The organism is Kribbella sp. NPDC048837 (genome assembly GCF_055586945.1).
Window position 1 is genome coordinate 965,486 of record NZ_JBVJHF010000002.1, and the last position, 25,316, is coordinate 990,801.

At 69.3% G+C, this 25,316-nt stretch carries 27 protein-coding genes; 16 read left to right on the top strand and 11 right to left on the bottom strand.

The window, feature by feature from the left end:
* Positions 1–89: 89 nt before the first annotated feature.
* Positions 90–1,301 (top strand): pyridoxal phosphate-dependent aminotransferase, encoded by a 1,212-nt coding sequence (locus ACZ6O0_RS12570; RefSeq protein ID WP_465764961.1) that lies wholly within the window; start codon positions 90–92, stop codon positions 1,299–1,301.
* Here the strand turns inward: ACZ6O0_RS12570 and ACZ6O0_RS12575 are convergent.
* The 4 genes from ACZ6O0_RS12575 to ACZ6O0_RS12590 all read right to left on the bottom strand — a co-directional run bounded on the left by ACZ6O0_RS12575 (position 1,292) and on the right by ACZ6O0_RS12590 (position 4,814).
* Positions 1,292–1,735 carry an EVE domain-containing protein gene (locus ACZ6O0_RS12575; RefSeq protein ID WP_465764962.1) on the bottom strand — a complete coding sequence of 148 codons (444 nt, stop codon included), beginning with the start codon at positions 1,733–1,735 and terminating at the stop codon, positions 1,292–1,294. The two genes, ACZ6O0_RS12570 and ACZ6O0_RS12575, sit on opposite strands and share 10 nt — an antisense overlap.
* A 4-nt stretch (positions 1,736–1,739) precedes the next feature.
* Complete coding sequence (locus ACZ6O0_RS12580; protein ID WP_465764963.1) at positions 1,740–3,230, bottom strand: tripartite tricarboxylate transporter permease; 1,491 nt, start codon at positions 3,228–3,230, stop codon at positions 1,740–1,742.
* Entirely contained in the window at positions 3,230–3,742 is a 513-nt protein-coding gene (locus ACZ6O0_RS12585) for a tripartite tricarboxylate transporter TctB family protein (RefSeq protein ID WP_465764964.1), read from the bottom strand. Before ACZ6O0_RS12585 ends, ACZ6O0_RS12580 begins: the two co-directional genes overlap by 1 nt.
* A 76-nt stretch (positions 3,743–3,818) precedes the next feature.
* Positions 3,819–4,814 (bottom strand): Bug family tripartite tricarboxylate transporter substrate binding protein, encoded by a 996-nt coding sequence (locus ACZ6O0_RS12590; RefSeq protein ID WP_465764965.1) that lies wholly within the window; start codon positions 4,812–4,814, stop codon positions 3,819–3,821.
* A gap of 179 nt (positions 4,815–4,993) precedes the next feature.
* On the opposite strand from ACZ6O0_RS12590, the gene ACZ6O0_RS12595 reads away from it, so the two are divergent.
* The 6 genes from ACZ6O0_RS12595 to ACZ6O0_RS12620 all read left to right on the top strand — a co-directional run bounded on the left by ACZ6O0_RS12595 (position 4,994) and on the right by ACZ6O0_RS12620 (position 9,585).
* Positions 4,994–6,646 (top strand): sensor histidine kinase, encoded by a 1,653-nt coding sequence (locus ACZ6O0_RS12595; RefSeq protein ID WP_465764966.1) that lies wholly within the window; start codon positions 4,994–4,996, stop codon positions 6,644–6,646.
* A complete protein-coding gene (locus ACZ6O0_RS12600; protein ID WP_465764967.1) occupies positions 6,643–7,311 on the top strand; it encodes a response regulator in 669 nt (222 codons plus the stop codon). Before ACZ6O0_RS12595 ends, ACZ6O0_RS12600 begins: the two co-directional genes overlap by 4 nt.
* 384 nt (positions 7,312–7,695) lie before the next feature.
* Complete coding sequence (locus ACZ6O0_RS12605) at positions 7,696–8,217, top strand: gamma carbonic anhydrase family protein (protein ID WP_465764968.1); 522 nt, start codon at positions 7,696–7,698, stop codon at positions 8,215–8,217.
* Positions 8,214–8,939, top strand: a complete 726-nt coding sequence (locus ACZ6O0_RS12610) for an HD domain-containing protein (protein ID WP_465764969.1) — start codon at positions 8,214–8,216, stop codon at positions 8,937–8,939. Before ACZ6O0_RS12605 ends, ACZ6O0_RS12610 begins: the two co-directional genes overlap by 4 nt.
* A 74-nt stretch (positions 8,940–9,013) precedes the next feature.
* Complete coding sequence (locus ACZ6O0_RS12615; RefSeq protein ID WP_465764970.1) at positions 9,014–9,172, top strand: hypothetical protein; 159 nt, start codon at positions 9,014–9,016, stop codon at positions 9,170–9,172.
* 50 nt (positions 9,173–9,222) lie between these two features.
* Positions 9,223–9,585 carry a cupin domain-containing protein gene (locus ACZ6O0_RS12620; RefSeq protein WP_465693063.1) on the top strand — a complete coding sequence of 121 codons (363 nt, stop codon included), beginning with the start codon at positions 9,223–9,225 and terminating at the stop codon, positions 9,583–9,585.
* A gap of 3 nt (positions 9,586–9,588) precedes the next feature.
* On the opposite strand, the gene ACZ6O0_RS12625 is transcribed toward ACZ6O0_RS12620, so the two are convergent.
* The gene (locus ACZ6O0_RS12625; protein WP_465764971.1) at positions 9,589–10,197 is read right to left on the bottom strand and encodes a TetR/AcrR family transcriptional regulator; all 609 of its coding nucleotides are present in this window, start codon (positions 10,195–10,197) and stop codon (positions 9,589–9,591) included.
* A gap of 86 nt (positions 10,198–10,283) precedes the next feature.
* Between ACZ6O0_RS12625 and ACZ6O0_RS12630 the strand changes: the two genes are divergently transcribed.
* On the top strand, positions 10,284–11,663 hold the full coding sequence (locus tag ACZ6O0_RS12630) for an MFS transporter (protein ID WP_465764972.1): 1,380 nt from the start codon (positions 10,284–10,286) through the stop codon (positions 11,661–11,663).
* A complete protein-coding gene (locus ACZ6O0_RS12635; RefSeq protein WP_465764973.1) occupies positions 11,653–12,120 on the top strand; it encodes a GNAT family N-acetyltransferase in 468 nt (155 codons plus the stop codon). Before ACZ6O0_RS12630 ends, ACZ6O0_RS12635 begins: the two co-directional genes overlap by 11 nt.
* Before the next feature lie 220 nt (positions 12,121–12,340).
* On the opposite strand, the gene ACZ6O0_RS12640 is transcribed toward ACZ6O0_RS12635, so the two are convergent.
* Entirely contained in the window at positions 12,341–13,156 is an 816-nt protein-coding gene (locus tag ACZ6O0_RS12640) for an SDR family NAD(P)-dependent oxidoreductase (RefSeq protein WP_465764974.1), read from the bottom strand.
* Between the two features lie 13 nt (positions 13,157–13,169).
* On the bottom strand, positions 13,170–14,513 hold the full coding sequence (locus ACZ6O0_RS12645) for an FAD-binding oxidoreductase (RefSeq protein ID WP_465764975.1): 1,344 nt from the start codon (positions 14,511–14,513) through the stop codon (positions 13,170–13,172).
* A 162-nt stretch (positions 14,514–14,675) separates the two neighbouring features.
* On the opposite strand from ACZ6O0_RS12645, the gene ACZ6O0_RS12650 reads away from it, so the two are divergent.
* Together ACZ6O0_RS12650 and ACZ6O0_RS12655 are read left to right on the top strand one after the other, a co-directional pair.
* On the top strand, positions 14,676–15,608 hold the full coding sequence (locus tag ACZ6O0_RS12650; RefSeq protein WP_465764976.1) for an NAD-dependent epimerase/dehydratase family protein: 933 nt from the start codon (positions 14,676–14,678) through the stop codon (positions 15,606–15,608).
* A 102-nt stretch (positions 15,609–15,710) separates the two neighbouring features.
* Positions 15,711–16,370, top strand: a complete 660-nt coding sequence (locus ACZ6O0_RS12655; protein ID WP_465764977.1) for a DUF998 domain-containing protein — start codon at positions 15,711–15,713, stop codon at positions 16,368–16,370.
* Here ACZ6O0_RS12655 and ACZ6O0_RS12660 read toward each other — a convergent pair.
* A complete protein-coding gene (locus ACZ6O0_RS12660) occupies positions 16,360–17,343 on the bottom strand; it encodes a DUF5937 family protein (RefSeq protein WP_465764978.1) in 984 nt (327 codons plus the stop codon). The genes ACZ6O0_RS12655 and ACZ6O0_RS12660 overlap by 11 nt on opposite strands.
* A gap of 141 nt (positions 17,344–17,484) precedes the next feature.
* Here ACZ6O0_RS12660 and ACZ6O0_RS12665 point away from each other — a divergent pair, with 141 nt between their 5' ends.
* The 3 genes from ACZ6O0_RS12665 to ACZ6O0_RS12675 all read left to right on the top strand — a co-directional run bounded on the left by ACZ6O0_RS12665 (position 17,485) and on the right by ACZ6O0_RS12675 (position 19,626).
* Positions 17,485–18,057, top strand: a complete 573-nt coding sequence (locus tag ACZ6O0_RS12665) for a dihydrofolate reductase family protein (RefSeq protein ID WP_465764979.1) — start codon at positions 17,485–17,487, stop codon at positions 18,055–18,057.
* Between the two features lie 4 nt (positions 18,058–18,061).
* Positions 18,062–18,271, top strand: a complete 210-nt coding sequence (locus ACZ6O0_RS12670) for a hypothetical protein (protein WP_465764980.1) — start codon at positions 18,062–18,064, stop codon at positions 18,269–18,271.
* Positions 18,272–18,375: 104 nt separating this feature from the next.
* Positions 18,376–19,626 (top strand): DUF4142 domain-containing protein, encoded by a 1,251-nt coding sequence (locus ACZ6O0_RS12675; protein ID WP_465764981.1) that lies wholly within the window; start codon positions 18,376–18,378, stop codon positions 19,624–19,626.
* Here the strand turns inward: ACZ6O0_RS12675 and ACZ6O0_RS12680 are convergent.
* Complete coding sequence (locus ACZ6O0_RS12680) at positions 19,599–20,141, bottom strand: hypothetical protein (protein WP_465764982.1); 543 nt, start codon at positions 20,139–20,141, stop codon at positions 19,599–19,601. The two genes, ACZ6O0_RS12675 and ACZ6O0_RS12680, sit on opposite strands and share 28 nt — an antisense overlap.
* Positions 20,142–20,334: 193 nt before the next feature.
* Between ACZ6O0_RS12680 and ACZ6O0_RS12685 the strand changes: the two genes are divergently transcribed.
* On the top strand, positions 20,335–21,186 hold the full coding sequence (locus ACZ6O0_RS12685; RefSeq protein ID WP_465764983.1) for a DUF1028 domain-containing protein: 852 nt from the start codon (positions 20,335–20,337) through the stop codon (positions 21,184–21,186).
* Positions 21,187–21,199: 13 nt separating this feature from the next.
* On the opposite strand, the gene ACZ6O0_RS12690 is transcribed toward ACZ6O0_RS12685, so the two are convergent.
* The gene (locus ACZ6O0_RS12690) at positions 21,200–21,946 is read right to left on the bottom strand and encodes a helix-turn-helix domain-containing protein (protein WP_465764984.1); all 747 of its coding nucleotides are present in this window, start codon (positions 21,944–21,946) and stop codon (positions 21,200–21,202) included.
* An 89-nt stretch (positions 21,947–22,035) separates the two neighbouring features.
* On the opposite strand from ACZ6O0_RS12690, the gene ACZ6O0_RS12695 reads away from it, so the two are divergent.
* Positions 22,036–22,797, top strand: coding sequence for a phytanoyl-CoA dioxygenase family protein (locus ACZ6O0_RS12695; protein ID WP_465764985.1), 762 nt, complete (start codon positions 22,036–22,038; stop codon positions 22,795–22,797).
* 468 nt (positions 22,798–23,265) lie between these two features.
* Here ACZ6O0_RS12695 and ACZ6O0_RS12700 read toward each other — a convergent pair whose 3' ends face one another.
* Positions 23,266–24,588 (bottom strand): esterase-like activity of phytase family protein, encoded by a 1,323-nt coding sequence (locus ACZ6O0_RS12700; protein WP_465764986.1) that lies wholly within the window; start codon positions 24,586–24,588, stop codon positions 23,266–23,268.
* Between the last annotated feature and the right edge of the window lie 728 nt (positions 24,589–25,316).

Genomic DNA, 25,316 nt, shown 5'->3' on the forward strand with positions numbered 1-25,316 from the left:
CCGCGCAGGGGCTCGCCGGGATCGTCGACGAGGTCTACCTGCCGGTCCTCGAAGCGCACGGGTGAGCCTGCGAGGTTAGGGTTTCGGGCATGTCGGTGATGCAGTCTTCGAAGCTTGCGAATGTTTGTTACGAGATCCGGGGGCCGGTGCTGGAGGAGGCGCAGCGGCTGGAGGCGGCGGGGCATCGGATCCTCAAGCTGAACACGGGCAACCCGGCGCCGTTCGGGTTCGAGTGTCCGCCGGAGATCCTCGAGGACATCGTGCGTAATCTCGCCGACGCGCACGGTTACGGTGATGCGAAGGGCCTCCCGGCGGCGCGGCGGGCGATCGTGCAGCACTACCAGCCCGCGGGCGTGCACCTCGACATCGACGACATCTACATCGGCAACGGCGTCTCCGAGCTGATCCAGATGGCCGTGCAGGCGCTGCTCGAGGACGGCGACGAGGTCCTGATCCCGGCGCCCGACTACCCGCTGTGGACCGCGGCCGTCGCGCTCGCCGGGGGTACGCCGGTGCACTACCGCTGTGACGAGCAGTCCGACTGGATGCCCGACCCGGCCGATATCGAAGCGAAGATCACCGATCGCACCAAGGCGCTGGTGGTCATCAACCCCAACAACCCGACCGGCGCCGTGTACGACCACGACCTGCTGGTGACGCTGGTCGACATCGCCCGCCGGCACGGTCTGCTGATCTACGCCGACGAGATCTACGACAAGATCCTGTACGACGACGCCGTGCACACCCCGCTCGCCTCACTGGCCCCCGACGTACTCACGCTCACCTTCAACGGACTGTCCAAGGCGTACCGGGTGGCCGGCTACCGCTGTGGCTGGCTCGCGGTCAGCGGTCCCAAGCATCAGGCGGCCAGCTATCTCGAAGGCCTGACGATCCTGTCGAACATGCGGTTGTGCGCCAACATGCCCGCGCAGCACGCCGTCGCCACCGCGCTCGGCGGCCGCCAGTCGATCAAGGATCTCGTCCTGCCCGGCGGGCGGCTGATGGCTCAGCGCGACACGGCGTACGACCTGCTGACCCAGATCCCCGGGGTGACGTGCGTGAAGCCGAAGGGCGCGCTGTACGTGTTCCCGCGGCTCGACCCGAAAGTCTTCGGCATTACCGACGACCGGCAGTTCGTGCTGGACCTGCTCCGCGCCGAGAAGATCATGATCGTCCAGGGCACCGGCTTCAACTGGCCGGAGCCGGACCACGTCCGCATCGTCACGCTCCCGCACAAGGACCAGTTGCACGAAGCGGTCACCCGGATCGCGACGTTCCTGGACGGCTATCGTCAGCGCTGAGCCATCGCGGTTCGCAGCAGCAGGAAATCTTGGGCACTCAGTGACACCAGCCCCCGGCGGAGCTGATAACCCCAGTTGGGCTGCCGGGTCAGCTCCAGTTCGGCGGTGATCTCGGCGAGCGGAACCGGCTGTACGGCGTCGAACTCGACCCGGCGCCGCCACGGTCGAACGATGCCGTGGGCACCCATCGACATCGGCTCGGCCTGGTAGGGCTCGGCGTCGGCGACCACTCCGAGCGCGGTGAACGCCCGGAGCGGTGCCTTCTCGCCGAGCCGGTCGGTCGGGGAGTAGATCGCGAACCCGTCGCCGGCCCGGAGCCGGGCGACGCCGTACCGCTTGCCGTGGTTGAGCTGGATGAAGCCGCCGTCGGAGGCGCGCCGGGCGTGTTCCGCCGACACGACACCGAGCCAGGCACGTTCGGGTCGAGTAGTCACCGTTCTACTGTGCGACGCTATGTACGACATCTTTCGTCATATATTTCCGCACCAGCGGCCAGGCCAGCATGGCCAGGATCACGGCGTAGATGACGTAGGCGACCGGACCGCCGATCAGGCCGGACGCGTCGCCGTTGGACAGCTGCAGCGACATCCGGGCCTGGCGTTCGGCGATCGGGCCGAGGATGACGCCGATGATCAGCGGCAGCACCGGCAGGCCGAACCGGCGCATCGCGAACCCGAGCAGGCCCAGCAGCAGGAGCAGCAGGAGATCGAGCGGCTGCGCGTTGACGGCGTACGCGCCCATCGAGGCGAAGAAGATGATCCCGGCGTACAGGTACGGACGAGGGATCTGCAGGAGCTTCGCCCAGGCCGGCGCGAGCGGCAGGTTGAGCAGGAGCAGCATCAGGTTGCCGATGAACAGGCTGGCGATCAGCGCCCAGACCAACTTCGGCTCGCGCTGGAACAGCAGCGGACCGGGCTGGATCCCGTACGACGTGAACGCCGCGAGCATCACCGCCGCCGTCGCGTTGGTCGGCAGCCCGAGGGCCAGCATCGGCACCAAAGTCCCTGCGGCCGAGGCATTGTTGGCCGCCTCCGGCCCCGCGACGCCCTCGATCGCGCCGTGCCCGAACTCCTCCGGGTGCTTGGAGAGCTTCTTCTCCGTCGCGTAGGAGAGGAACGTCGGGATCTCCGCGCCGCCGGCCGGCAACGCCCCGATCGGGAACCCGTACGCCGTCCCGCGCAGCCACGGTTTCCACGAGCGACGCCAGTCCGAGCGCCCCATCCACGGCCGGCCGACCGGGATCACCGTGCCCGGGTTGCGGCGCAGATGCGCGGCCACCCAGAGCGCCTCGCCGACCGCGAAGATGCCAACGGCAACCACGACGACATCGATGCCGTCGGCAAGCTGCGGGATGCCGAAGGTGAGCCGTTCCTGACCGGTGACCTTGTCGATCCCGACCAGGCCGATCACCAGCCCGAGCAGCAGCGCGGCGAACCCGCGGATCCGGGACGAGCCGAGTACGGACGTCGCGCCGGCGAACGCGAGCAACATGATCGCCAGGTAGTCCGGCGCGCCCAGGCTGATCGCGAACTTCACCACCTGCGGCGCCACCAGCACCAGCAGCAGGGTCCCGATCGTGCCGGCCACGAAGGACCCGATCGCGGCGGTCGCCAGTGCCTGGGCGGCTCGGCCGGCCCGGGCCATCTTGTTGCCCTCGATCGCCGTCACCACCGACGACGATTCGCCTGGTGTGTTGAGCAGGATCGACGTCGTGGAGCCGCCGTACATGCCGCCGTAGAAGATGCCGGCGAACATGATGAACGCCTGCACGGGCTCCAGCCCGTAGGTGATCGGCAGCAGCAGCGCGACCGTCATCGCCGGGCCGATGCCGGGCAGGACGCCGACCGCCGTACCGACGGTGACACCCAGCAGGGCGAGGAGCAGGTTGAGTGGGGTCAGGACATCGGCGAAGCCGTTCAGGAGGTCCATCACAAGATCCCTTGCAGTACGCCGGCCGGGAGATTCACACCGAGGCCGATCGCGAACGCGTAGAACGTCGTCAACGACAGCGCGGCCGCGATGAACAGATTACGGATGTGGTGCCGGCTGCCGAGTGCGTACGCCGAACCCCAGAACAGCAGGCCGCCGCTGATCACCCAGCCCAGCGGCTCGATCAGCGCCAGGTTGACCACGAACGCGCCGATCAGCAGCAGCACCGTGCGCCAGTCCACCGGTGAGGTCGGGTCGATGTCCTCACCGCCCTCGGCCTCTCCGGTGCCACCGCGGGCGACGTCGAGGGCGTACAGGATCGCGATCAGCAGCAGGAGCGCGCCGAGCACGATCGGGACCGGCTTCGGCCCGATCGGGTCGTTGCTGTTGGCAATGTGCCGGAGCCGGGCGGCGTCGGTGATCACCAGAACACCGACGACCGCCAGGAACGCACACACGCCGTACTGCGCCCGATCCCGCCGAGTCTCGACCCGAGCCTCGGCGGTGCTCATCCACGTCCTCGCTTCGCTCCGGGCGCGGATGAGACGCGAGATGCGCTGTGCTTGATGATGAGCTCGCTCCGCTCGCTCATGCCGCCAGCCCCAGCTTGGTCAGGATGTCCGCGACCGCCTTGTCCTGGTCGGTCAGGAACGTCCCGAACTCGTCACCGGTGACGAACGCGTCGGTCCAGCCGTGCTTGGTCAGCTCGGCCTTCCACTCCGCCGAGTCGTGCATCTTGGTCAGCGCGTCGATCCAGACCTTCTTGTCCTCGGCGCTGATCTCCGGCGGCGCGACGATCCCCCGCCAGTTGGTGAAGACCAGGTCGATCCCGGACGACTTCAGCGTCGGCACGTCCTTCAGCGCCTCGACCGGCTGCTCGCTGGTCACCGCGAGAACCCGGACCTGGCCACTCTGCACCTGGTCCAGGAACTCGCCGAACCCGCTGGCCCCGAAGGCGATCTTGCTGCCGAGCAGCGCGGGCAGCAGTTCGCCGCCGCCGTCGTACGAGACGAAGTTGACGTCCTTCGGGTTGATGCCGACCGCCTGCGCGAGCTGCATCGGCAGCAGGTGGTCCGGGCCACCGGGCGACGAGCCGCCGCCGACCGCGAGCCCCTTCGGGTTCGCCTTCCAGGCCGTGACCAGGTCGCCGATCGTCTTGTACGGCGAGTCCTTCGGTACGACGATCGCCCCGGCCTCCTCGATCAGCTTGGCCAGCGGGGTCGTCTGGGTCAGCGTCGCCTTCGACTTCGAGGTGTACGTCGCCCCGACCACGCCGAGGCCCATCTGCAGGGCGAGCTTGCCGTTGCCCTTCTCGTTCACGGTCCGCTGCAGGCCGACCGTGCCACCGGCGCCGGGCAGGTTGAAGACCTGCACGCCGGTCGCGATCTTGGCGTCGTCCATCACCTTCGCGGCGACCCGGGCGGTGGTGTCGTACCCGCCGCCGGCCGTGTTCGGCACCATCAGCCGCAGGCCGGTGGCCGGCTTGCCGCTGTCGCCCGTACCGGTGGCGTCCTTCTTGTCCGCGGTCGCGCCGCAGGCGGTCGCACTGACCAGGGCGAGTATCGCCGTGGTGACCAAGAGCATCGGCCTAGACCTCATCGGCGGAGTCCTTTCGGAGACAGGGGTTCAGGTGGCGACGATCGTGGCCCTGTCTCGGGTGAGGCGTCTGCGTTGTGGCCGCAGCGGAGGTTGAGTTCATTGTGGTCACGGCGGAATGCGGGCGAAGGGTGGCCCTCGGGCCCACAACCCGGTGATCATGCGGCATGGCGTTGAAACTGGGTAGGCGGCCGACCCTGGCCGGTCAGCTGCTGGTGCTGCAGCTGGCGATCGTGGTGGTGGTGCTGGTCGCCGTCGCCGCGGTCTCGCTCGCCCAGTCCGCCGCCACCTTCAACCGGGTCGAGGGCCGCCGGGTGACCCTGCTGGCCGAGCAGCTCTCCAGCAGCCCGGCGCTGCGGTTCGGCATCCAGAACCCGGCACCCGCGGAGATGCTGGCCCCCTCGCTGCAGACCAGCCTGGCCCAGTCCGGCGTCACCTCGATCACGGTCGCCGACGCCGGCGGACGGGTGATCGCGGCAACCAACCCGACGCTGATCGGGAGCGCTCTCACGCTCGGGGATCCGCGCGTCGCGCAGGGGCGCGGCTGGTCCGGCGAGCTGCGGGTGGACGGCGCGAAGGAGCTGGTCTCGCAGGTCCCGGTGCTGAGCCAGGGCACGGACGGGAACAACCGGCCGAACGGGTCGCTCGGCAACCAGATCGGCACGGTGATGGTCGGCGAGCGGGCTCCGTCGGTCTGGCAGCGGCTTCGCGGCGCATCGTCGTACCTGGCGATCTATCTCGGGATCGCGTGCGTACTCGGGCTGCTCGGGTCGTGGCTGCTCGCCCGGCGGATCAAACGGCAGACGCTCGGGCTCGAGCCGCGGGAGATCGCCGGGCTGGCCGAGCACCGCGAGGCGATGCTGTACGGGCTCGCGGAAGGAGTTGTTGCCTTGGACCCGCATCTGCGGGTGACGCTGGTGAACGACGTCGGCCGGCGGTTGCTCGACCTGCCGGAGGACGCGGTCGGCAAGAGCCTGCGCGAGCTCGGGATCGAAGGCCGCCTGCGGGAGGTGCTGGCCGGGGAGGACGAGGCCCGCGACGCGGTCGTCGTACGGCGTGGTCGGGTGCTGGTGATGAACCGGATGGATGTGCTGAAGGACGGGCGGTCGCTCGGATCCGTGACCACGCTCCGGGACCGGACCGAGCTGGCGCAGCTCGAGCGGGAGCTGGGGTCGTTCCGGAGTTCGACGGAGTTGTTGCGGGCGCAGACCCACGAGTTCGCGAACCAGTTGCACACGATCTCCGGGCTGATCCAGATCGGGGAGTACGACGAGGTCGTCACGTACGTCGGCGCCCTGAATCGGTACCGTGAGTCGCTCGACCTGACCGTGACCCGGCGGGTCCACGACACCGCGGTCGCCGCCCTGCTGATGGCGAAATCCTCGGTCGCGGCCGAACGCCGCGTCGAGCTCCGGGTGTCCGAACGCACCACGCTGCTCCGGCTCGACCCGTCGCTGTCCGCCGACGTCGCGACCGTGGTCGGCAACCTCGTCGACAACGCGATCGACGCCGCCGCCCAGTCCGGGACGCCGCTGTCGCCCGCCTGGGTCGAGGTCGAACTGCGGCAGGACGCTACCAGCGTCGAGATCGTGGTCCGCGACTCCGGTCCCGGCGTCGCGCCCGAGCTCGCGCAGGAGGTGTTCGCGCACGGGTTCACCACCAAGGCCGCGGCCGAGGGCGAACGCGGGATCGGGCTGGCGATGACCCGCCTGGTCTGCCGCCGGCGCGGCGGCGAGGTCGCCGTCACCAACCTCGAGGACGGCGGCGCCGCGTTCGTCGCCCGGATGTCCGTCCAGCGCCTGCCCGAGGGAGCCCGATGATCACGGTCCTGGTCGTCGACGACGACTTCATGGTCGCGCGCATCCACCGCGGGTTCGTCGACCGGGTCGACGGGTTCGAAGTCGTCGGTACGGCGAACTCCGGGTCGCAGGCGCTGGATGCGATCCGGGACCTGCGACCGGATCTGGTGCTGCTCGATCTCTACCTGCCGGATGTGTTCGGACTGGACCTGATCGCGCGGATGCGGGCCGAGCAGCCGGACTGCGACATCCTCGTGATCACGGCCGCGCGCGAGGCGGACGCCGTGCGGGGTGCTGTCCGGCAAGGAGTCGTGAATTATCTGCTGAAGCCCTTCGGGTTCGAGGATCTGCGCTCGCGGTTGCAGGAGTACGCGCGACGGCGGGCGAGCGTGCCCGATCAGGTCACCAGCCAGGCCGACGTCGACCGCGTGCTCGGTCCGACCGGGTCTTCTGCTGTGAGCCGGTTGCCGAAGGGGCTGAGCCAGGAGACCGCGGACCTGGTGGCCGCGGCCCTCCGCGCCGCCGAACGCAACCTGTCCGCCGCCGAGTGCGCCGAGAAGGTCGGCATCTCCCGCGTCAGCGCCCGCCGCTACCTCGAATTCTTCTGCACCCGGGGACAAGCCTCCGTAGCCCTCCGCTACGGCACCACCGGCCGCCCCGAACGCCGCTACCACTGGCGAACGTAGTTCCTTCCCACGCGTGTCCTCCCCACGCGCGCTACGCGGCCACTCCTTCGTCGCGCGCTCCCACCCACCCGAGGCTTCCTTGCGGGCTGCCGCTCGCGCCCAGCCGGGCTACCGCCCGGCGTTCTGCGGGCTGCCGCCCGCGTTTGCGTGCTCCTTCGTCGCATGCGGCCGGGGATCCGGCGGCTGCTGTCCGGCGGGGCACCTGTTGTGAGGCGGACCCAATAGGGCACCCGTCCGCGGGGCCGGGGTTGGCGCCCGCCGTCGGTCGCGGACCTGTGCCACTCATCAACTCCCGTGGATCGTCGGTGGTGGGCCTCTGAACGTGAGCGGATCCGGCTGCGTGGGGTTGGTGAGGGGTGGGCGTCCGCGAATAGGGTGCCCGGTATGCCGTTGTTTTCGTTTGAGGGGAAGAGTCCTTCGGTGCATCCGGATGCTTGGGTGGCGCCGACTGCGACGTTGGTGGGGGATGTGGTCGTCGAGGCGGGGGTGTCGATCTGGTACGGCGCGGTGATCCGGGCCGACCTCGGCACGATCACGATCCGGGCCGGGGCGAACATCCAGGACAACACCGTCATCCACGTCGGCCACAACGGGTGTGAGATCGGGCCGAACGCGACCGTCGGCCATCAGTGCCTGGTGCACGACTGCACGATCGGCGAGCAGGCGCTGGTGGGGAACGGCGCGATCGTGCTCGACGGTGCCGTGGTCGGGAAGCGCGCGCTGGTTGCCGCCGGGTCGACCGTGACGCCCGGCGCGGTGATTCCGCCGGAGTCGGTCGCGATGGGCAGCCCGGCCAAGAAGATCGTCCCGCTCGAAGGCACCGCCAAGCTGTTCGTCGACCACAACGCCGCCGTCTACCACAACCTCGCCGAACGCCACGCGGCCTCGGTCGAACAGGTCGGATGAAACCCGGCGAGCTCGATCGCCGCGCCAAACTGCACTTCGCGCGGCAGGCGGTCCTGGCCCAACTCACCGGCCTGCCCAGCCTGATCCGCGCGACCCTGACGGACGGCCCGCGTACGCCGGTACTCCTGACCGACCGCGAGCCGCCGGACACCCCGCTCACCCGGGACGTGCTCGAGCTCACCACTTCGTCGTACCCGCAACCGCTCCTCGGCCACTGCCTTCGGACGTGGTTGTGGGCCGACCTGCTCGGCACCCGCGACGGCATCACGCCGGACGGCGAACTCCTCTACCTCGCGTCCCTCCTGCACGACATCGCACTGACCGACCGCTTCCGCCCGGACGAGTCGGCCGGCTGTTTCGCGGTTCACGGCGGCGAAGTCGCGCGTACGACGCTCGTCGGGCTCGGCGCGGCACAGTACGCCGACGAGGTCGCCACAGCGATCGCGCTCCACATGAACATCCACCCCAGCGGCGGACCCGAGGCCCGCCTCCTCCAGGCCGGCGCCCATCTCGACGTCGCCGGGACTCGATCAGGCGACCTGCCGCGGCGGACGATCCGCGAGGTCGTCGACAGGTATCCGCGCGCCGGATTCCCCGCCTGCTTCGCGACCGCGATGCGCCGCGAGTCCACCGAACGCCCCAACTCCCGCGCGGCCCTCCTCTGGCGCCTCGGCATGCGCCTGCCCCTGAACCACAACCCCCTGGACCGCAAGCGCTCCTAGGCTTGAGCGCATGCTTGCGGGGTTCGGTGCGTTCGGACTGTTCCGGGGATCCTGGGGCGCAATCCTCCCTGCGATTGTGCGCGCTCGCCTACCTGGGATTCCTGCTCGGTCCGCCCGCGGTCGGGGCCGCGTCCTCGGCCTGGTCGTTGCCGGTCGCGCTCGGCAGCGTCGCCGTACTCGCTGTCGTCGTCGCCGTGCTCGCCCCGATCGCCGGGCGAATGAAAGGAATGTGAAAGGACCCTTTGCGAGGCTACCGTGACAGGCAGACCGAGGGAGGGTGCTCATGACCGAGATCGCGAACTCCGGCGCCGCGGTGATCAACCGGGCCGACGGGCGGGACGACGGCGAGGAGTGGACCGAGAACTACACCGAGCTCCCGGGTGGTGCGGGCGTCTCGCTGATCCTCGAGTCCACCACGCAGGAGGGCGTCGGCCCACGCCTCCACAAGCATCCGTACGCCGAGACCTTCATCATCCGGCGCGGTACGGCGACGTTCACGGTCGGCACCGAGGAGATCGTCGGCAAGGCCGGCCAGATCCTCGTCGTCCCCGCCGACACCCCGCACAAGTTCCGCACCGGCCCCGGTGGCTACGAGGCCGTGCACATCCACGCCAACCCGACCTTCGAAACCATCTGGCTGGAGTAGCCGCTAGCGCACCGGCTCGCCCGGTGGGGTGAAAGCGGCCAGGAGAGTCGCGGTGATGTAGCCGGCGGCCTTGTCGGGGGTGAGGCGGCCGCCGAGGATCTCGCCGGCCGCGCCGTGCATCACGTTGTGCATCACGCTGACCAGCCACGACGTGGGCAGGTCGGTCCGGAACACCTTGTCCTTCCGGCCGCGCTCGAGCAGTCGCTCGACCCGCGCCATCGGGTCCGCGTGCAGCTCCCGCACACGGCCGGGCGGGAGCGCGTCCTGGGCCGCGATCAGGAGTGACCGGTACCGGTCGACCAGGTGCCAGCTCGACTCGATCAGCCGGGCCAGCGCCTCGCGCGGGTCACCGCTCAGATCGACCTGACCGAGCGTCTCCTCACCGCTCTCGATGGCGTGCACGAAGACCGCGTCGACGAGGTCGGCCCGGGACGGGAAGTGCCCGTAGAGCGTGACCCGTCCGACGCCGGCTGCTTTCGCGATCTCGCTCGTACTCGCGGCTGGATCGCGGGTCAGGCACTCGGTCGCCGCGTCCACGATCGCGGCGATGTTGCGCTGCGCGTCCGCCCGTTTGCCGCCCGCTTTGCCGGCCTTGGTGGTCGTTCCGGGCATCCATGACTCCTCTTGTCGAACACCGCTGTACGAGTTATGGTAGCTGAGATAACCTGAACAATAGTGTTCGACTTAAGGATTCGATCATGGAAGAACGAAACCCTCAGCGGTGGCGGCTGCTGGGGCTGCTCGCCGTCGCGCAGTTCATGCTGATCCTGGATGTGACCGTGGTGGCGATCGCGCTGCCGAACATCGAGACCGACCTCGGGCTGCAGCGCGAGACGCTGACCTGGGTGGTCAGCGCGTACACGCTGATGTTCGGCGGCCTGATGCTGCTCGGCGGCCGGGCTGCCGACCTGTTCGGCTCCCGTCGGGTCGTGCTGACCGGCCTGATGGTGTTCACGTTGGCCTCGCTCGCGACCGGGTTGGCGAACGGTCCGGAGCTCCTGCTCGGCGGTCGGGTCGCGCAGGGCATCGGCGCCGCGATGCTGTCCCCGGCCGCGCTGTCGGTGGTGACCAAGACCTTCGACGGTGACGAGCGGAACAAGGCGCTCGGCATCTGGTCCGCGATGGGTGGCGGCGGTTCGGCGATCGGCGTACTGCTCGGTGGTCTGCTGACGGCCGGTCCGGGCTGGCAATGGGTGTTCTACGTGAACGTGCCGATCGGCCTGATCGTGTTCGGGATCCTGCTCCGGATGCTGCCGGCCGACCGTCCGGCCGAGAGCCAGGGGCGGCTCGATGTACTGGGCGCTCTTCTGGTCACGCTCGGCACCGGTACGGCGATCTACGCGCTGATCAACGCCGGTGACCGCGGCTGGCTCTCGGTGGCGACGCTCGGCACGCTGGTCGGTGCGGTTGCCCTGTACGGCGTGTTCGCGCTGGTGCAGCGGACCGTTCGGTCGCCGCTGATGGATCTGCGGATCCTGACCCGCCGACCCGTTGCCGCAGGCATCTTCATGATCCTGGTCGCGACCGCGCTGATGATCTCGACGTTCTTCCTCGGGTCGTTCTACCTGCAGCACTTCAAGGGGTACGGCGCTCTACGCACCGGACTGTTGTTCCTGCCGGTCGCGCTGGCCGCGATCATCGGGGCTCAGACGGCCGGGAAGCTCGTGGGGCACGTCGGCGCTCGTACTGTCGCGTTGGTCGGATTCGTGATCGCCGCGGTGGGGATGGTTCTCCCCGCGATCTGGGAGGGCGCTGCCGTGGTCGTCATCGGGATGACTGTCGGGACCGTCGGGCTCGGTGCGGCCTTCGTTGCCGCGTCGACGACGACGTTCGCGCAGATCGACTACCGGGAGGCGGGGCTGGCGTCCGGGCTGCTGTCGACGTTCCATGAGTTCGGTGCGTCGCTGGGTGTTGCTGTGGTGTCCAGCGTTGCGGCGGCCAGTCTGGCCGGGACGGTGAGCACTGGGTTCACTCGAGGGTTCACGTTCGCGGCGATCACTGGGGCTCTTGCGGCTGCCCTTGCGTTGGTCGTCGTACCCACCTTCAAGACTTCGACAGGAGCGGTCCATGCCCACTGAGATCCGTCGCGCTCGGCCCTCGGACGCCGAGGTCGTGCTGACCATGCTGCAGGAGCTGGCGTTGTACCAGGATCAGCTCGCGTATGTGACGGCGACTGTCGACGACTGGCAAGGGTTCCTCGGCCGGGACGACGTGATCGTCCTCGTCGCCGAGATCGACGGGACGCCGGCGGGGTACGTCTCGTCCCTCCGCCGCCCGTACCTGTGGGTCGGCGGAGACCAGCTCGCCCTCGACGACCTCTACGTCCGCGAACCCTTCCGCGACGCGGGCGTCGGCCGCGAACTCATGCTCGAACTAGCCCGCCACGCCCTCCCCGACCGCCTGGTCATCAGCTGGGGCCTCCGCCTGGAGAACAAGGCCGGCTACCGCTTCTACGACCGCCTAGGCGCCCACCTCACCACCAAAACCACAGCCAGCTGGTCCCCAGACACCTACGCCAAACACCTAACCGCCTAACCAAACGACACCGCCGCCGCCCAAACGACACCACCTCCGGCGGCGGCCGCGGATCGGGGGTCACGGGGTGGCGTGGTGGGCGGGTGAACTGTGGTCAGGGATGAGGACAAGCGCCGGCAATCCGTTGACGCCAACCAGCCTGGCGCCGTGGTGGATGTTGGATGGCAGCGCTTGACCTCACCCACTCGTCTGTCGGCAGGATCACCGACCCGGCCGGGGGTTAGTGGCCGTGGGCCTCCAAGGCTAGGTCTTGCCAGTCGGACCAGGTTTTGAGGCGGTCGGTGTAGGCCTGGTGGACGATGGGGAAGCCCTGGGAGCCGAAGAAGACTCGGAGGGGTGGGTTGTCGGAGTCGGCGAGGGTCAGGAGGGCTCGGCCGGCGGCGGCTGGGTCGCCGTAGTCGAGGGTTTTGGCGTAGGCCATGAAGATCTCGCGGAGTTCGTCGTACCGCGGGTCGGGGCCGGAGAGGACGGCGCCGGTGGCGCCTTCGGTCGCGTAGCCGCCGGGTTCGACGACGGTGACCTTGACGCCGAAACCGGCGACCTCCTGGGCCAGAGCCTCGCTCAGTCCTTCGAGGGCCCACTTGGACGCGCAGTAGGCGCCACCGGTCGGGAAGCCGGTGAGGCCGGCGACCGAGGAGATCTGGATGATGTGGCCGCCGCCCTGGTCGCGCAGGTGGGGGAGCGCGGCCTGGACGACCCACACCGGGCCGAAGAAGTTCGTCTCCAGTTGGTCGCGCAGATCTTGCTCGGTCAGCTCCTCGACCGCGCCGGACAGGCCGTAGCCCGCGTTGTTCACGATCACGTCGAGCCGGCCGAAGTACTCCTTGGCCTGCTCCACGCTGCCGAAGACGGCGGCCTTGTCGGTCACGTCCAGCGCGAGTGGCAGTACGGCGTCGCCGTATGTGCCGATCAGATCCCCGAGGCCCGCGGTGCTCCGGGCGGTGGCGGCCACCCGGTCGCCGCGGGCGAGGGCGGCCTCGACGAAGCTCCGCCCCAGGCCGCGCGACGAACCGGTGACGAACCAAACCTTGCTCACAATGTTCTCCGTTCTAGGCCGCGGGCCGGACGTTGTGGTTGCCGGCGAACAGGTTGCCGGGGTCGTACTGACGCTTGACCGCGGCGAGCCGCTGATACGTCTCGGTCGGGTAGATCGCCGCCAGATCCTCATCGGTCGCCGTGGAGAGGAAGTTCGCGTACGCGCCGTTGACGTGCGGCGCGAGCCTCGCCCAGATCGCGTCCAGACCCGGCCGTCCGGCCGCGATCACGGGCTCCGGCCCGATCGCGGTGATCGCGAACATCAACTCCGCCTGGCGATGCGCGTACGCCGTGGCGTCGTCGGCGACTCGTGACACCGCGCCGCCGATGCTGCGGATGGCGATGACCGGCGACCGTTCCGACGACGCGATCTCGGTCAGGATCCGCAGCACGTCGGGCACGGATTCCTTGTCCGCAAAGGCGTTTCGGGTGACGAGCTGGATGCCGGGCGGCGGGACCGCGCCGTCCACGAGGATGTCGGCGTACGGCTTCAGCGCGATGTCGTCGTCGATCACCGTGCCGAGCTTGCGGATAGGGTCGATCGCCTGCGCCGCGAGTACGGCGTCGTCGCCGTCGTACGCGACGTGGATCTCGACCGGCGCCTCGTGCCCGCCCGCGAACGGGTTGGCGAGGGCCGCGATCGAAGTGAGCTCCTCGGGCGCGGTCCGGAAGTACTCCGCCCAGCCCTGGAGTACGGTCGCCGCCTCCGCCGCCGGGAACCTGACCTTGCCGAAGAACACGTCCGTCGTCGGGTGGGCCGCGAACTCGAACGCGGTCACGATCCCGAAGTTGCCGCCACCACCGCGCAACGCCCAGAACAACTCCGGGTTCTCTTCGGCACTCGCGCGTACGACGTCTCCGTCGGCGGTGACCAGCTCCGCCGCGGCCAGGTTGTCCAGCGCCAGGCCGTACTTGCGGACCTTCCAGCCGATGCCGCCGGACAGCGTCAGCCCGCCGACGCCGACGCTCCTGGTGTCACCCGACGAGATCGCCAGGCCGTGCGGGCCGAGGGCGGCCGTGACCTGTCCCCAGGTGGCGCCGCCGCGGATCCGGACGAGGTGGCGTTCTTTGTCGACAATCAGAATGTCCGCTAGTTGACCGAGGTCGATGACGATGCCGTCGTCGTTCGTACCGAACCCTTGGAAGGCGTGGCCGCCGCCGCGGACGGCCAGCGGGAGACCGATGTCGGCGGCGAAGGCGACCGCTGCCCGGACGTCGGCGACGTTCGTGGGGCGCAGTACATAGGCCGGCGTACCGAAGGCCAGAACCGAGCGGCTGGCCGCTTCGTACTCCGCCGCGCCGGGCTCGATGATGTCGCCGCTGAAGTCACGGCGGAGGTTTTCGAGTGCTGAACTCATGGTGTTCCTTCCACAGGGGATTCCGGTGAACGAACACGAGATGCCGGCCGCGCGCTTCTTGTGACAACGGGATTTCGTGACCTGCGCCATACCGGCTCGATGTCACACGGCGCCCGTACCGCGTGTCTGGGTGATGACGACGAGATCGGAAAGGTGATGGCTATGCGCGTGTTCGTGGCTGGTGGGACCGGGGTGCTGGGGCGGCGGCTGGTGCCGCAGTTGGTGGCTCGGGGACATCAGGTGACGGCGTCGACGACCAGCTCGGCCAAGGTGGGGTTGGTGGAGCAGTTGGGCGCTCAGGCGGTTGTGATGGACGGGCTCGATGCGGCGTCGGTCGACGCGGCCGTGGGCAAGGCTCGGCCGGACGCGATCGTGCACCAGATGACTGCGATTGCCGAGGGGCACGCTGGCAAGCCCGATATGAAGCACATGGATCGGTGGTTCGCGGGCACCAACCGGCTGCGGACCGAGGGCACGGACCATTTGCTCGCGGCTGCCTCGGCGTACGGTGTGACGAACTTCGTTGCGCAGGGATACGGGGCTTGGAACGGCCTTCGTACGGGCGACTGGATCAAGACCGAGCAGGATCCGGTGGATCCGATGACGGGTACGCCGGCAGAGCCTGGGATGGCCGCGCTGCGGCACGTCGAGGATGTGGTCGTGAAGGCCGGTGGGGCGGTGCTGCGGTACGGCTGGTTCTACGGGCCGGGGGCGATGGACGACCTGGTCGAGCCCGTGCGGAAGCGGCAGTTCCCGGTGGTCGGGAGTGGTGCCGGCCACTGCTCGTGGATCCACCTGGACGACGCCGCGAGCGCGACGGTGCTCGCGGTCGAGCAGGACGCGTCAGGCATCTTCGCCATCGTCGACGACGAACCGGCGCCGGCGTCCGAGTGGCTCCCCTACCTGGCCTCAGTTGCCGGCGCGAAGCGCCCGATGCACGTCCCCGTCTGGCTGGCGAAGCCCCTCGCGGGACAGGTCGCGGTAACCGTGATGACCGAAGGCCGAGGCTTCTCCAACACCAAAGCCAAACAAGCCCTCGGCTGGACCCTCCGCCACCCCACCTGGCGCGAAGGCTTCAAATCCGAACTGGCATAGCCCAATGGCCGGCGGCTGAGCTAGTTCGAGGGTGTCGATTTTGGGTGGGGGTGATCGACGCAGGGGTGACGGAACACCTCAGCTACCTGGAAGGACCGCACCATGACTACCAATGACGTGACGATCCCGGCCGCCGGCGTCTCTACTCGTGCTCTGCTCACCGCCGGCGTGGTCGCCGGGCCGCTGTACGTCGCGGTGTGGCTCGGGCAGGCGTTCACCCGCGACGGTTTCGACATCACCCGCCACCCGGCCAGCCTGCTCGCGAACGGTGGCCCCGGCTGGATCCAGGCCACGAACTTCATCGTCGCCGGCCTCCTGTCGATCGCGGCCGCCGTCGGCCTACGTCGTACGCTCGTCGGCCGCGGCCGGACCTGGGCGCCTCGACTGGTCGCGGCGTACGGCGTGGGCATGCTGCTCGCGGCCGCCTTCCCCGCCGACCCCGCGGCAGGCTTCCCGGTCGGTACGCCGGCCGACTACGCCGAGATCAGCACTCGCGGCATGGGCCACTTCGTTGCCGGAGGCATCGGATTCAGCGGCCTGATCGCGGCCTGCCTGATCGTCGCCGCCCACTACCGCAGCATCGGCAACCGGGCCCTCAGCCGCTTCTCCACCACCACCGGCATCCTCTTCTTCGCCGCCTTCGCTGGCCTCAGCGCCGGCGCCGGCAGCCGTCCCACCATCATCGCGTTCGACCTCGCCGTCACCCTGGCCTGGACCTGGCTGACCATCATCTGCGTCAACAAGCGCCGCACTATTCAGTGAGGGTGTCGGCTCGGGGAGTTCTGCGATAGAGGACTGTGCCGGCGACTCGGGTGCGGGTGACCAGGCCGCTGGCGTTGAGGATGGACAGGTGTTGGCTGATGGCTCCTGGGGTTAGTCGCAGGCGGCGGGCCAGAGTCGTGGTGGTGGCGGGCTCGGTGAGGGTGGTGAGAATGGCGGCGCGGGTTCGGCCGATGAGGGCGGCGAGGGCGTCGGGTGGGGGTGGTGGACTGGTTTCCCACAGGGTGGCGACGCCGCGGACCGGGTAGGCGATCATCGGCTGGTAGCGCTCACGAGGGAAACCCGACTTCACCCGGCCGGTCATCGTGCGTACCCACGGCCAGCCCATCGCGTACGGCACGAGGGTGAGCCCGGTCCCCGAGAGTTCGCCGGACCAGTCGAAGGGATCCTCGACGAGCAGGCGGTCCCCGTCGAGGGTGACGGTGTCGTGCAGATCGTCGAACAGCGCCTGCAGGCCGCCGGTGGCCAGTCGTTGCGACCGCCACAGGACGTCGGCTTCGAGAAGCCGCAGAATGCGGGGCCAATGCTCGGCCAGCGCCATCTCCCAGTACGCCTGGAGCGCGCCGGCGATGCGGATGGTGGCGGCTGCGGGGTCCGCGCGGATCCGCTCCGCCACCGCTGCGGGCATGTTCGGCACTTCTTCGGCGATATCGGTGAGGACTCGCTGCGGATCGGTACGCCGGATTCGGTCGAACTCCCCGGCGATGTCGGGCTCGGGCTCGGTCGGCGTGAACGAGATGAAGTCGGCGATGAACCCGCGGACCGGCGCGAGCGCGAACACCTCGGACAGATCGAGCTCGCCGACCAAGGGCCGGGTCGCACGCACCCAGGGCAGGTGCAACGCGTGCTCGGCGGGCGAACGCAGCGTGACCGTGCTGAACACCAGTTCCATCAGTGGCGAGAAGGCGAACCTGATCCGGGCCACGTCCTCGGGTCGCAGCCGCCACTCGATCACCCGAGCCCCCTCCACCGAACATTTAGCTGAGGCTAAAAGTATCGCCGTCGACCGGCGCCCCGGCCAGAGTCGATGACATCGGCTTCGACCACTGACGACAGGGCCGGACAGCGGTCCGATCGACGCGAAAGGACGCCCGCGATGAGCAAGGTAGTACTGGATGTCTCGATCTCCCTGGACGGATTCTCGGCCGGACCGAACGTGCGGCCGGACGAGCCGATGGGAGACGGCGGCGAGGAGTTGCACGACTGGGTTGCCGGGAAGGGACCGGACGGCGAGGTCGACACCGACGTACGGCGGGAGCTGGACGCGTCGGTGGGGGCCACGATCATCGGGCGGCACACGTTCGAGCTCGGTCTGCGCCCGTGGGGCGGTACGCCGTGGCCCGGCGTACCGAGTTTCGTGGTCACGCACCGGACCAGGGAGGACCTCCTCGGCGACAACGGCGGGACGTTCGCCTTCGACGGCCTGGAGGCCGCGACCCGGCGGGCCAAGGCGGCGGCGGGGGACAAGGACGTGATCGTGCTCGGTGCGGACGTCGCCCGGAATCTGCTCAGGGCGGGTCTGCTCGACGAGGTGTGGATCCATCTCGTCCCCCGGCTGATGGGGTCGGGCACGCGGCTGTTCGAGGGGGACCAGGCCGAGCTGATCCCGGAGGGAAAGCCGGTCGCCGGGGCCGCCACCCACCTGCGGTACCGAGTCGGCAAGCCCTGACGCGATGTTCGGGGGCCTTCTCGTCGCCGCGCTGGCCGTTCAACTGGTCCCCGGGCCGGGGATGCTGGTCCACACGACCGCGACGGCGCTCGGACTTGCCGCCGTGGTCGTCGTGTTCTACCTGGTCTTCCTGCCTCAGTTCGTGGATCCGGCAGCAGGCGACGTGACCAGGCAACTGTTCGTCCTCGCCGCCCGCCTCCTGATCACGGACTAGTCGTACGGCGCAACGGTCCTTAATGTCGTCGGTACGACGAATGTTGCTCGAGGCGTCGGCCTCCGCCGAACCAGGGCGCCGGCGTCCGAGCGGTGGGAGGTCAGGTGCCTCGGCGACAGGACAAGGGGACGGCTCCCCGGCACGCGGCGATCGGCCGTCTGTCGGCGTTCCTGCTGCTTGTCGTGGCGGGGGTGCTGGGCACGGCGCAGGCGAGCTACGCGGCGCCGACGCCACAGGATGTCAGCTACCTGAACACTGCCCACCAGATCAATCTGACGATCATTCAGGCCGCGGCGGATGCGAAGGTCCATGGCCGGAGTTCGTGCGTACGGCGCGTGGGCGCCCAGCTGGAGAGTGACCATCGCAGGCTGGCCGCGCAGGAGCTCGAGGCCGCCAGCCAACTCGGCATCGGGCTGGTCACCATCCCTTCGCTGGCGCAGCGAGAGCAGCTCAGAGTCCTTGCGACCAAAGTCGGGACCTCCGCGTACGACGCCGCCTGGCTGGCGTTGCAGCGGCAGCAGCACCAGCAGTACCTGACGCTGACCGAGGTCGAGCTCACGAAAGGCACCGAGCCTGCGGTCAAGTCCGTGGCCCAAGGCGCGCAGACCGTGGTCCAGATGCATCTGCACCTGGTGGGAGGTTCCTGCACCGTCGGAACCGAAACTCCGACGGTGCCTACCGGCGACGGCGGGCAGATGGCGGACGCGCAGCGGATCCGCTCGCGGACAGGGCTGGTCCTGGTCGGCATCGGCGTACTCCTCCTCGCCGGCAAGACGGCCCCGGTGCGCCGACGCCTCGTCGGCGTCGCGGCGTCGGTGATCGGGATCGCCCTGGTGTTCGGAGGGACGCCCGGTGACGCCGGAGAGGTTCCGAAGGCGGCTCCTTCGGCTGAGGAGCGGGAAGCCGCCATTCCGCCGACCCGACTGGCGGTGTCCGGGTTCATGGCCGCGCCTGTGGTGCCGGTCGGGACCGGCGGCGACGGCCAGCTGCAGGTGCCGAAGTCGACGGCCAGCGTGGGCTGGTGGGCTACGGGTGCGGCGCCGGGCTCGGCCGGTGGCACCGTACTGCTCGTCGGCCACGTGGACACGGCCCGCCAGGGGCGCGGGGTGTTCGCGTCGCTGTGGAACGTACCGGTCGGCGCCAAGGTGACGGTGACCGGCGGGGACGGACGCGTTCATCGGTACCGGATCGTGGCTCGCCGGACCTACCTGCAAGAAGACTTGCCCAAGGACCTGTTCCGCGGTGCCGCGAAGCCCCGGTTGGCGCTGGTGACCTGCGTCGGCGCGTACGACCACTCAGCCCACCGCTACACCCACAACCTCGTGCTCTACGGCGTCCCGTCGGTGGGAAGCTGACCTTCCGAGGTGCGGGAACGGAACCTTCTGCGGAACTTCGAGTCGTACTCCAACTGCACGTAGCCCGAGGAGTGCACGCCGACCGCGAAGCACCCCGCGGCCAGGAACACGATCCCCGCCACCAGGGAGATGTGCCAGAACGCCGCCGTGATCCCGGCGAACGCCGAGCCCTGGGCGACCGCCTTGGCCAGCCCGACGAACCATGATCTGGTCGTCCGCCGGCGAAACGCCTCCTGCCGGTTCAGCACCAGGAGCGCGGCGAGCAGCGGTATCGAGACGGCGAACGCGATCACGCAGATCGTCGCCGACAGGTCGAGCGAGTCGTCGGTCAGGAACGGTTGCACCACCACCAGCCCGGCGGCCGCCAGCCCGCCGTAGATCAGGTTGGACTGCCGGATCGACTCCTCCTGCGCCGCCGGGTCGGCGACGGCGTCCTGAGCCTCCTGCCGAATGGCCTCGGCCTCGGCCTCCGCAAGTCGCGCCTGCTCAGCCGGGAACTCCTCGTCCTCGTCCATGCCCACATCCTCCCGGCAATCCGGGCCAGCGGTGAATCGGTGCGCCAGAGCTCGTGTCAGATCTCGCGTCAGGTCTCGGCGAGTCCTGACTCACCAGGGTCGGCCCAGATCAGCAGCGCGCGGGGTTCTGTTCTGCGTCCATTGAGGATCTACACTGCTGCGCTGACCCGATGTCGGCAGGCTGGAGAGTGCGATGACGTTCTCGATCGTGGCGTTCGATCCGGATTCCGGTTCGTGGGGGATCGCCGTCGCATCGAAGTTCCTGGCGGTGGGCGCGGTGGTGCCCTGGGGACGGGCCGGCGCCGGCGCGGTCGCCACCCAGGCGATGGCCAATCTCTCGTTCGGGCCTGACGGCCTCGATCTGCTCGCCGACGATGTCTCCGCCGACCAGGTGGTGGCACAACTGACAGACCCCGACGACGAGCGCGAACACCGCCAGCTCGGCGTGGTCGACGCCCACGGGCGGGGCGCGACCTTCACGGGTGCATCCTGCCTGGACTGGGCCGGCGGCGAGGCTGGTGAAGGGTTCGCGATCCAGGGCAACATCCTGGCCGGTCCGCAGGTGGTGGCGTCCATGGCCGCCACTTGGAGGGACCGCGCCGATGTGCCGTTCGAGCGGCGGCTGCTGGCGGCGCTGGCCGCGGGCGACCAGGCTGGTGGAGACCGCCGCGGGCGCCAGAGTGCGGCGCTCCGCGTGTGGCGCGAAGGGGCGGCGTACGGCGGTGTGCTCGACATCGCCATCGACCTCCGCGTGGACGACCACAGTACGCCGATCGACGAACTGTCCCGCCTGCTCGACCTCCACGAGCTGTACTTCGGCAAGCCGGATCCGGAGAGCCTCCTCCCGCTGGCAGGAACGCTGGCCGCGGAGGTCGCCGCCAGCCTGGAAACCCTCGGCTACCCCACCAACGACGGAGCCGGCCTGGCCGAGGCCCTCGACACCTGGGCCGGCACAGAGAACTTCGAGGAACGCCTGGTCCCCGGCAAACTCGACCCAGTGATCCTCAACCAACTCCGCCACCAGTCCGCCGAGAAGACCTCCTGAACCTCTGGGCTACTCAGTCTGGGGTGCGCAGGGCGCCTGGGGGTGAGCCGGTGGCGGCTTTGACGTGCCGGCTGAGGTGGCTGACTGAGTCGTAGCCGGTCAGTTCTGCGATCGCCTGGAGTGGCAGCGTGGAGTTGCGGATATGGCCTAGTGCGTGGCGCAGTCGTACGTTCTGCAGCGCCGTACGCGGGCTGGTGCCGCGGAGCCGCGCGAAGTACGTCCGCAGGCCGGATGGCGAGATGCCGAGCTCGGCTGCGACCTCGGCGATCCGGATCCCCGCGGCGAAGCGTTCCTCGAAGATTCGTTCTGCCTGCGCGACCAGTTGTTCCGCCGCGGTGACCGGCGCCGCGGCGGCCGCTCGGCGCAGCAGTACGTCCAGTTCGCCGAGCAGCAGCGAGCACATTCGATCGCCGTCCTCGACGGGTTGTGCGCTCTCGCGGACGAGCGCGTCGAACACCCGGCCGAGACTCCGCTCGCCGTCGTCGAAGCAGACGCGTGGCCAGGGCCAGCTGGCCGAGGCATCGACCTGCAGGAAGCGGTTGACGTACCCGGTGCGGCTGAGCTCGGCGTGCCATGTCCGCGGTGGGGTGAGGAGCACGGTCCCCGGCGTCGCGGCGTACGTCTCGTCACCGACCGGGCACGTGATCCGGCCGCGTACGTAGTACACGAGCTCCCATGAGGTGTGCGCGTGCGACGGATAGTCCTTGCCCGGACCGGCGGTGTGGACGCCGGCGCCGAGCAGTCGAAGCGATTTGTGCATAACCGCTGTCGCCTTCTGCATTGTCTTCCAGGCAGGTCGGATCGATGCTGACATCGATTCGTGCAACCTGTAAAGGAGCGCTTATGGACATGGCGACCGCACTTCGCGACCTCGGCGTGACGGACGACGTACTCACGCAAGCCGAGAAGGACCAGCTCGACCGCGACGGCTACCTGCCTCTCGAGGGAATCCTCACGCCCGAGGAGGTGTCCAGGCTGAACAAGCGGCTGGCCGAGCTCACCGCGGCCGAGGGCGACCGCGCCGGTCTCGAGGTGCATCAGGAGCAGGGGACCGACCGCCTAGCGGACCTGGTCAACAAGGATCCGCGGTTCGAGGTGTGCTTCAGCCACCCACGAGTCCTGGCCGCGATGCAGCACGTCCTCGGCGAGTTCAAACTCTCGTCCCTCAACAGCCGCGCGGCCCTCCCGGGTCAGGGCCACCAGGCCCTGCACGCCGACTCCGGCCACCCCGTCGACCCCGGCGCGTACGAGGTCTGCAATTCGATTTGGCTCCTCGACGACTTCACCCCCGAGAACGGCGCCACCCGCGTCGTCCCCGGCTCCCACCGCCGCGGAACCATGCCCGGCGACGAGATGCCCAACCCGGGCGCCGACCACCCCGACCAGATCCAGCTCACCGGTAAAGCCGGCACCGTCGTCATCTTCAACAGCCACCTCTGGCACGGCGGCACCCAGAACCACACCGACAAACCCCGCCGCGCGATGCACTCCTACTTCGCCCTACGCCACCTGCCCCAGCAACTCGACCAACAGACCTACCTCCGCGTAGAAACCTACAAACGCCTAACCCCCGCCCAACACTTCATCCTGGACGTCACCGGCACCAACTGAGATGAAGCTGGCCGGCCGACGCGCGGGTGTTCAGCCGTCAGGTGCACCGGTGTCTGCGAGCACCGTGGCAGGTGTCCGTCCGGGGCGCCGCGCCGGGTCGCCGCGCCAGGCAATTACGCCGGGGCGCCGCGCCGGGGAGTTACGCCGGGGCGTGGCGGTGGCTCTCAGCCGACCAGCCCGGCCCACCCGCCGCCTAGCCGAGCCCACCGCCGACCAGCGGGCCAACCGCCGTCCAGCCCGGCCCACCGCCGGACCAGCTGGCCCACCCGCCGCCTAGCCGAGCCCACCGCCGACCAGCTGGCGAACCGCCGTCCAGCCGGGCCGACCGTCGACCAGCCGCCAGATCGCCGGGGTCGACCTCACGGATTTCGCCGGGGTCGACCTCGCGGAGTTGGCCGGGGCGGCCTCATCAGTTCCGGGCGGCGTCCGTCGTGACGCTGTTGATCGTCGGTGCCCGGTTCCTCCTGGCTAGCGGAGGCGGATGGTTACCAGGGTGGTTTCGATCTTGCTGTCGACCAGGTTGCCGGCGGCGTCGAACGCGGCGGGGCCGTCGGTCATGCCGAAGTCGTTGTCGTTGATGACGACGAGGGTGTTGTGGGGGAGGAGTGCAATGCCCTCGATCTTCTTCGGGGCGCCGGGGACGGTGTTGAGGTCGATGAAGAGCTTCTTCGCCAATACCGGTACGCCGGCCGCCGTCGGGTCGGCCAGCGACTCGAGGGACGGCGTGGTGGCGGTCGAGTCCCAAGGTGTGCCGAGGAAGTTGTTCGAAGAACGGAGTACGACGCGGTGCAGGCGAGCGGCGTTGTCCGTGCGCTCCTGGACCAGAAGCGTTTCGGGGCCGGTGGCAACGATTGACGAGATCTTGAGTTCGCTGGTGTCGTCCTCACCAGGGTCGACAACGCCGACCGGGTCGAACTGGTAGGCGTACTCAGCAGTGACCTTCCGGCGGTGCGGCGAGAAGCGCAGCAGGCGGGTGGTGCGGGACGCCTCGCCGACCTTCTTGCTGGGGTTGAGGAGCGGGCTCTGCAGTGCCAGCACCAGGTCGCCACCCGGCAGCTGAGCGAGACCTTCGAAACCGCGGTTCCCCTTGCGCGTCAGGAAGATCGACGGGAGCGCCTCGATCACCGGGTAGTCCGCACCGGTCAGCGCCAGCCCCTTCGGCACGTACCGAGCCAGAACCTTACCCCGGCCGGACACGTGCACCAGCGACGGGCTGTACTCATCAACCAGCCAGAACGTCCCGTCGTGCGCCCTGACGATGCCCTCGGTGTCGAGCCCGTTCAGGTTGAGCGGGAGTTGGGTGGAGGCGTCGTACGTGTACGGGATCTCGTCGCGGCTCTCCTGGTTGGACAGCCCCGTCACCGGCTTGCCATGCCGCGTGGTGATCGGGATCGCCTGCAGGACCTTCAGCGTCTTCCCGTCGACCTTGACCTTGACGATCGCGGGGTCGAAGCCGGGCACCGGGAACGTACGACGGTTCACACCGTCGACCTTGATCTGCCCATTCGGCCCGCGGTCGGTCACGGTCCAGAACTCACCCGGGCGCTCGGCCGGATAAATGTCGCTCCCGATCCCGCCGAGGTCGACGCGCCGGTCGTTCGCGACCGAGCCAGGCAGCAGCGCGTTGGAGAACTTGCCCAGCGGGATGTCCGGCAGCGTTGCCGTCCCAACCACCCGCGGCCCTTCGTGCGCCGCACCTCTCGCCGATGCAGCCGAAGCCGACAACGCCGAAGCCGCCAGCGCCGACACCGCGACCACCGAGGTCGCCACCATCCACGTGCCACGAGACATGTACGTTCTCCCCTCCACCGGACGTCCATCGCGACATTCGTCGGAAGCGGTGAACACCACCTGTCGCCACCATGAACGCCAACCCAAGCAGTCGCGTACGACGAGGTCGTCCGGCTGAGCACGCCGAACATGCCGCGGACCACGGACATCGAGGACGTGGGCCGGGGCGGTCCGCGTGGCCCCGCGATCCGGACGTGCGCCATTCAGCAAGTGCGCGGCACCTGCGCGCGCACCGCTCAGTGGCGGGACAGCGACGCCCTGGCGGTCAGCTTGGTGAGTCGCATAGGTCCGCATGGACGGGCAGTTCCCTCGCCGATTCCCGTGACTCGTGCCCCGGATCCGCGCACGCCGCCGAAGGTGGCCGGAGGAACTGCCGCCGCCAAGGGTGGCCGGCAGTTGCTCTGCCTGGGCGACACGGATGCCCGCGCGGCGACGATGTTGCCGCGCTGGTTGGCGGGTGCTGTCGGGCGCGGAGACCGGCGTTGTTACCCGGTGCCGGTTACCTGGCGCCGATCACGCCAGCTCGTGTCGCGGATCCGCGCCCGCCGCCGGAGGCGGCCGGAAGGGCAGCCGCCGCTGCGCGTCCTGGTATCTGCTCTGCCTGCGGATTGCGGTGTACGTCCGGCGTCGATGTTGCTCGGTGGTGGTTGCCTGGCGCCGATCACGTGGGCTCCTGACACCGGTCCGCGCCCGCCGCCGAAGGCGGCAAGAAGAGCAGTCGCCGCCTC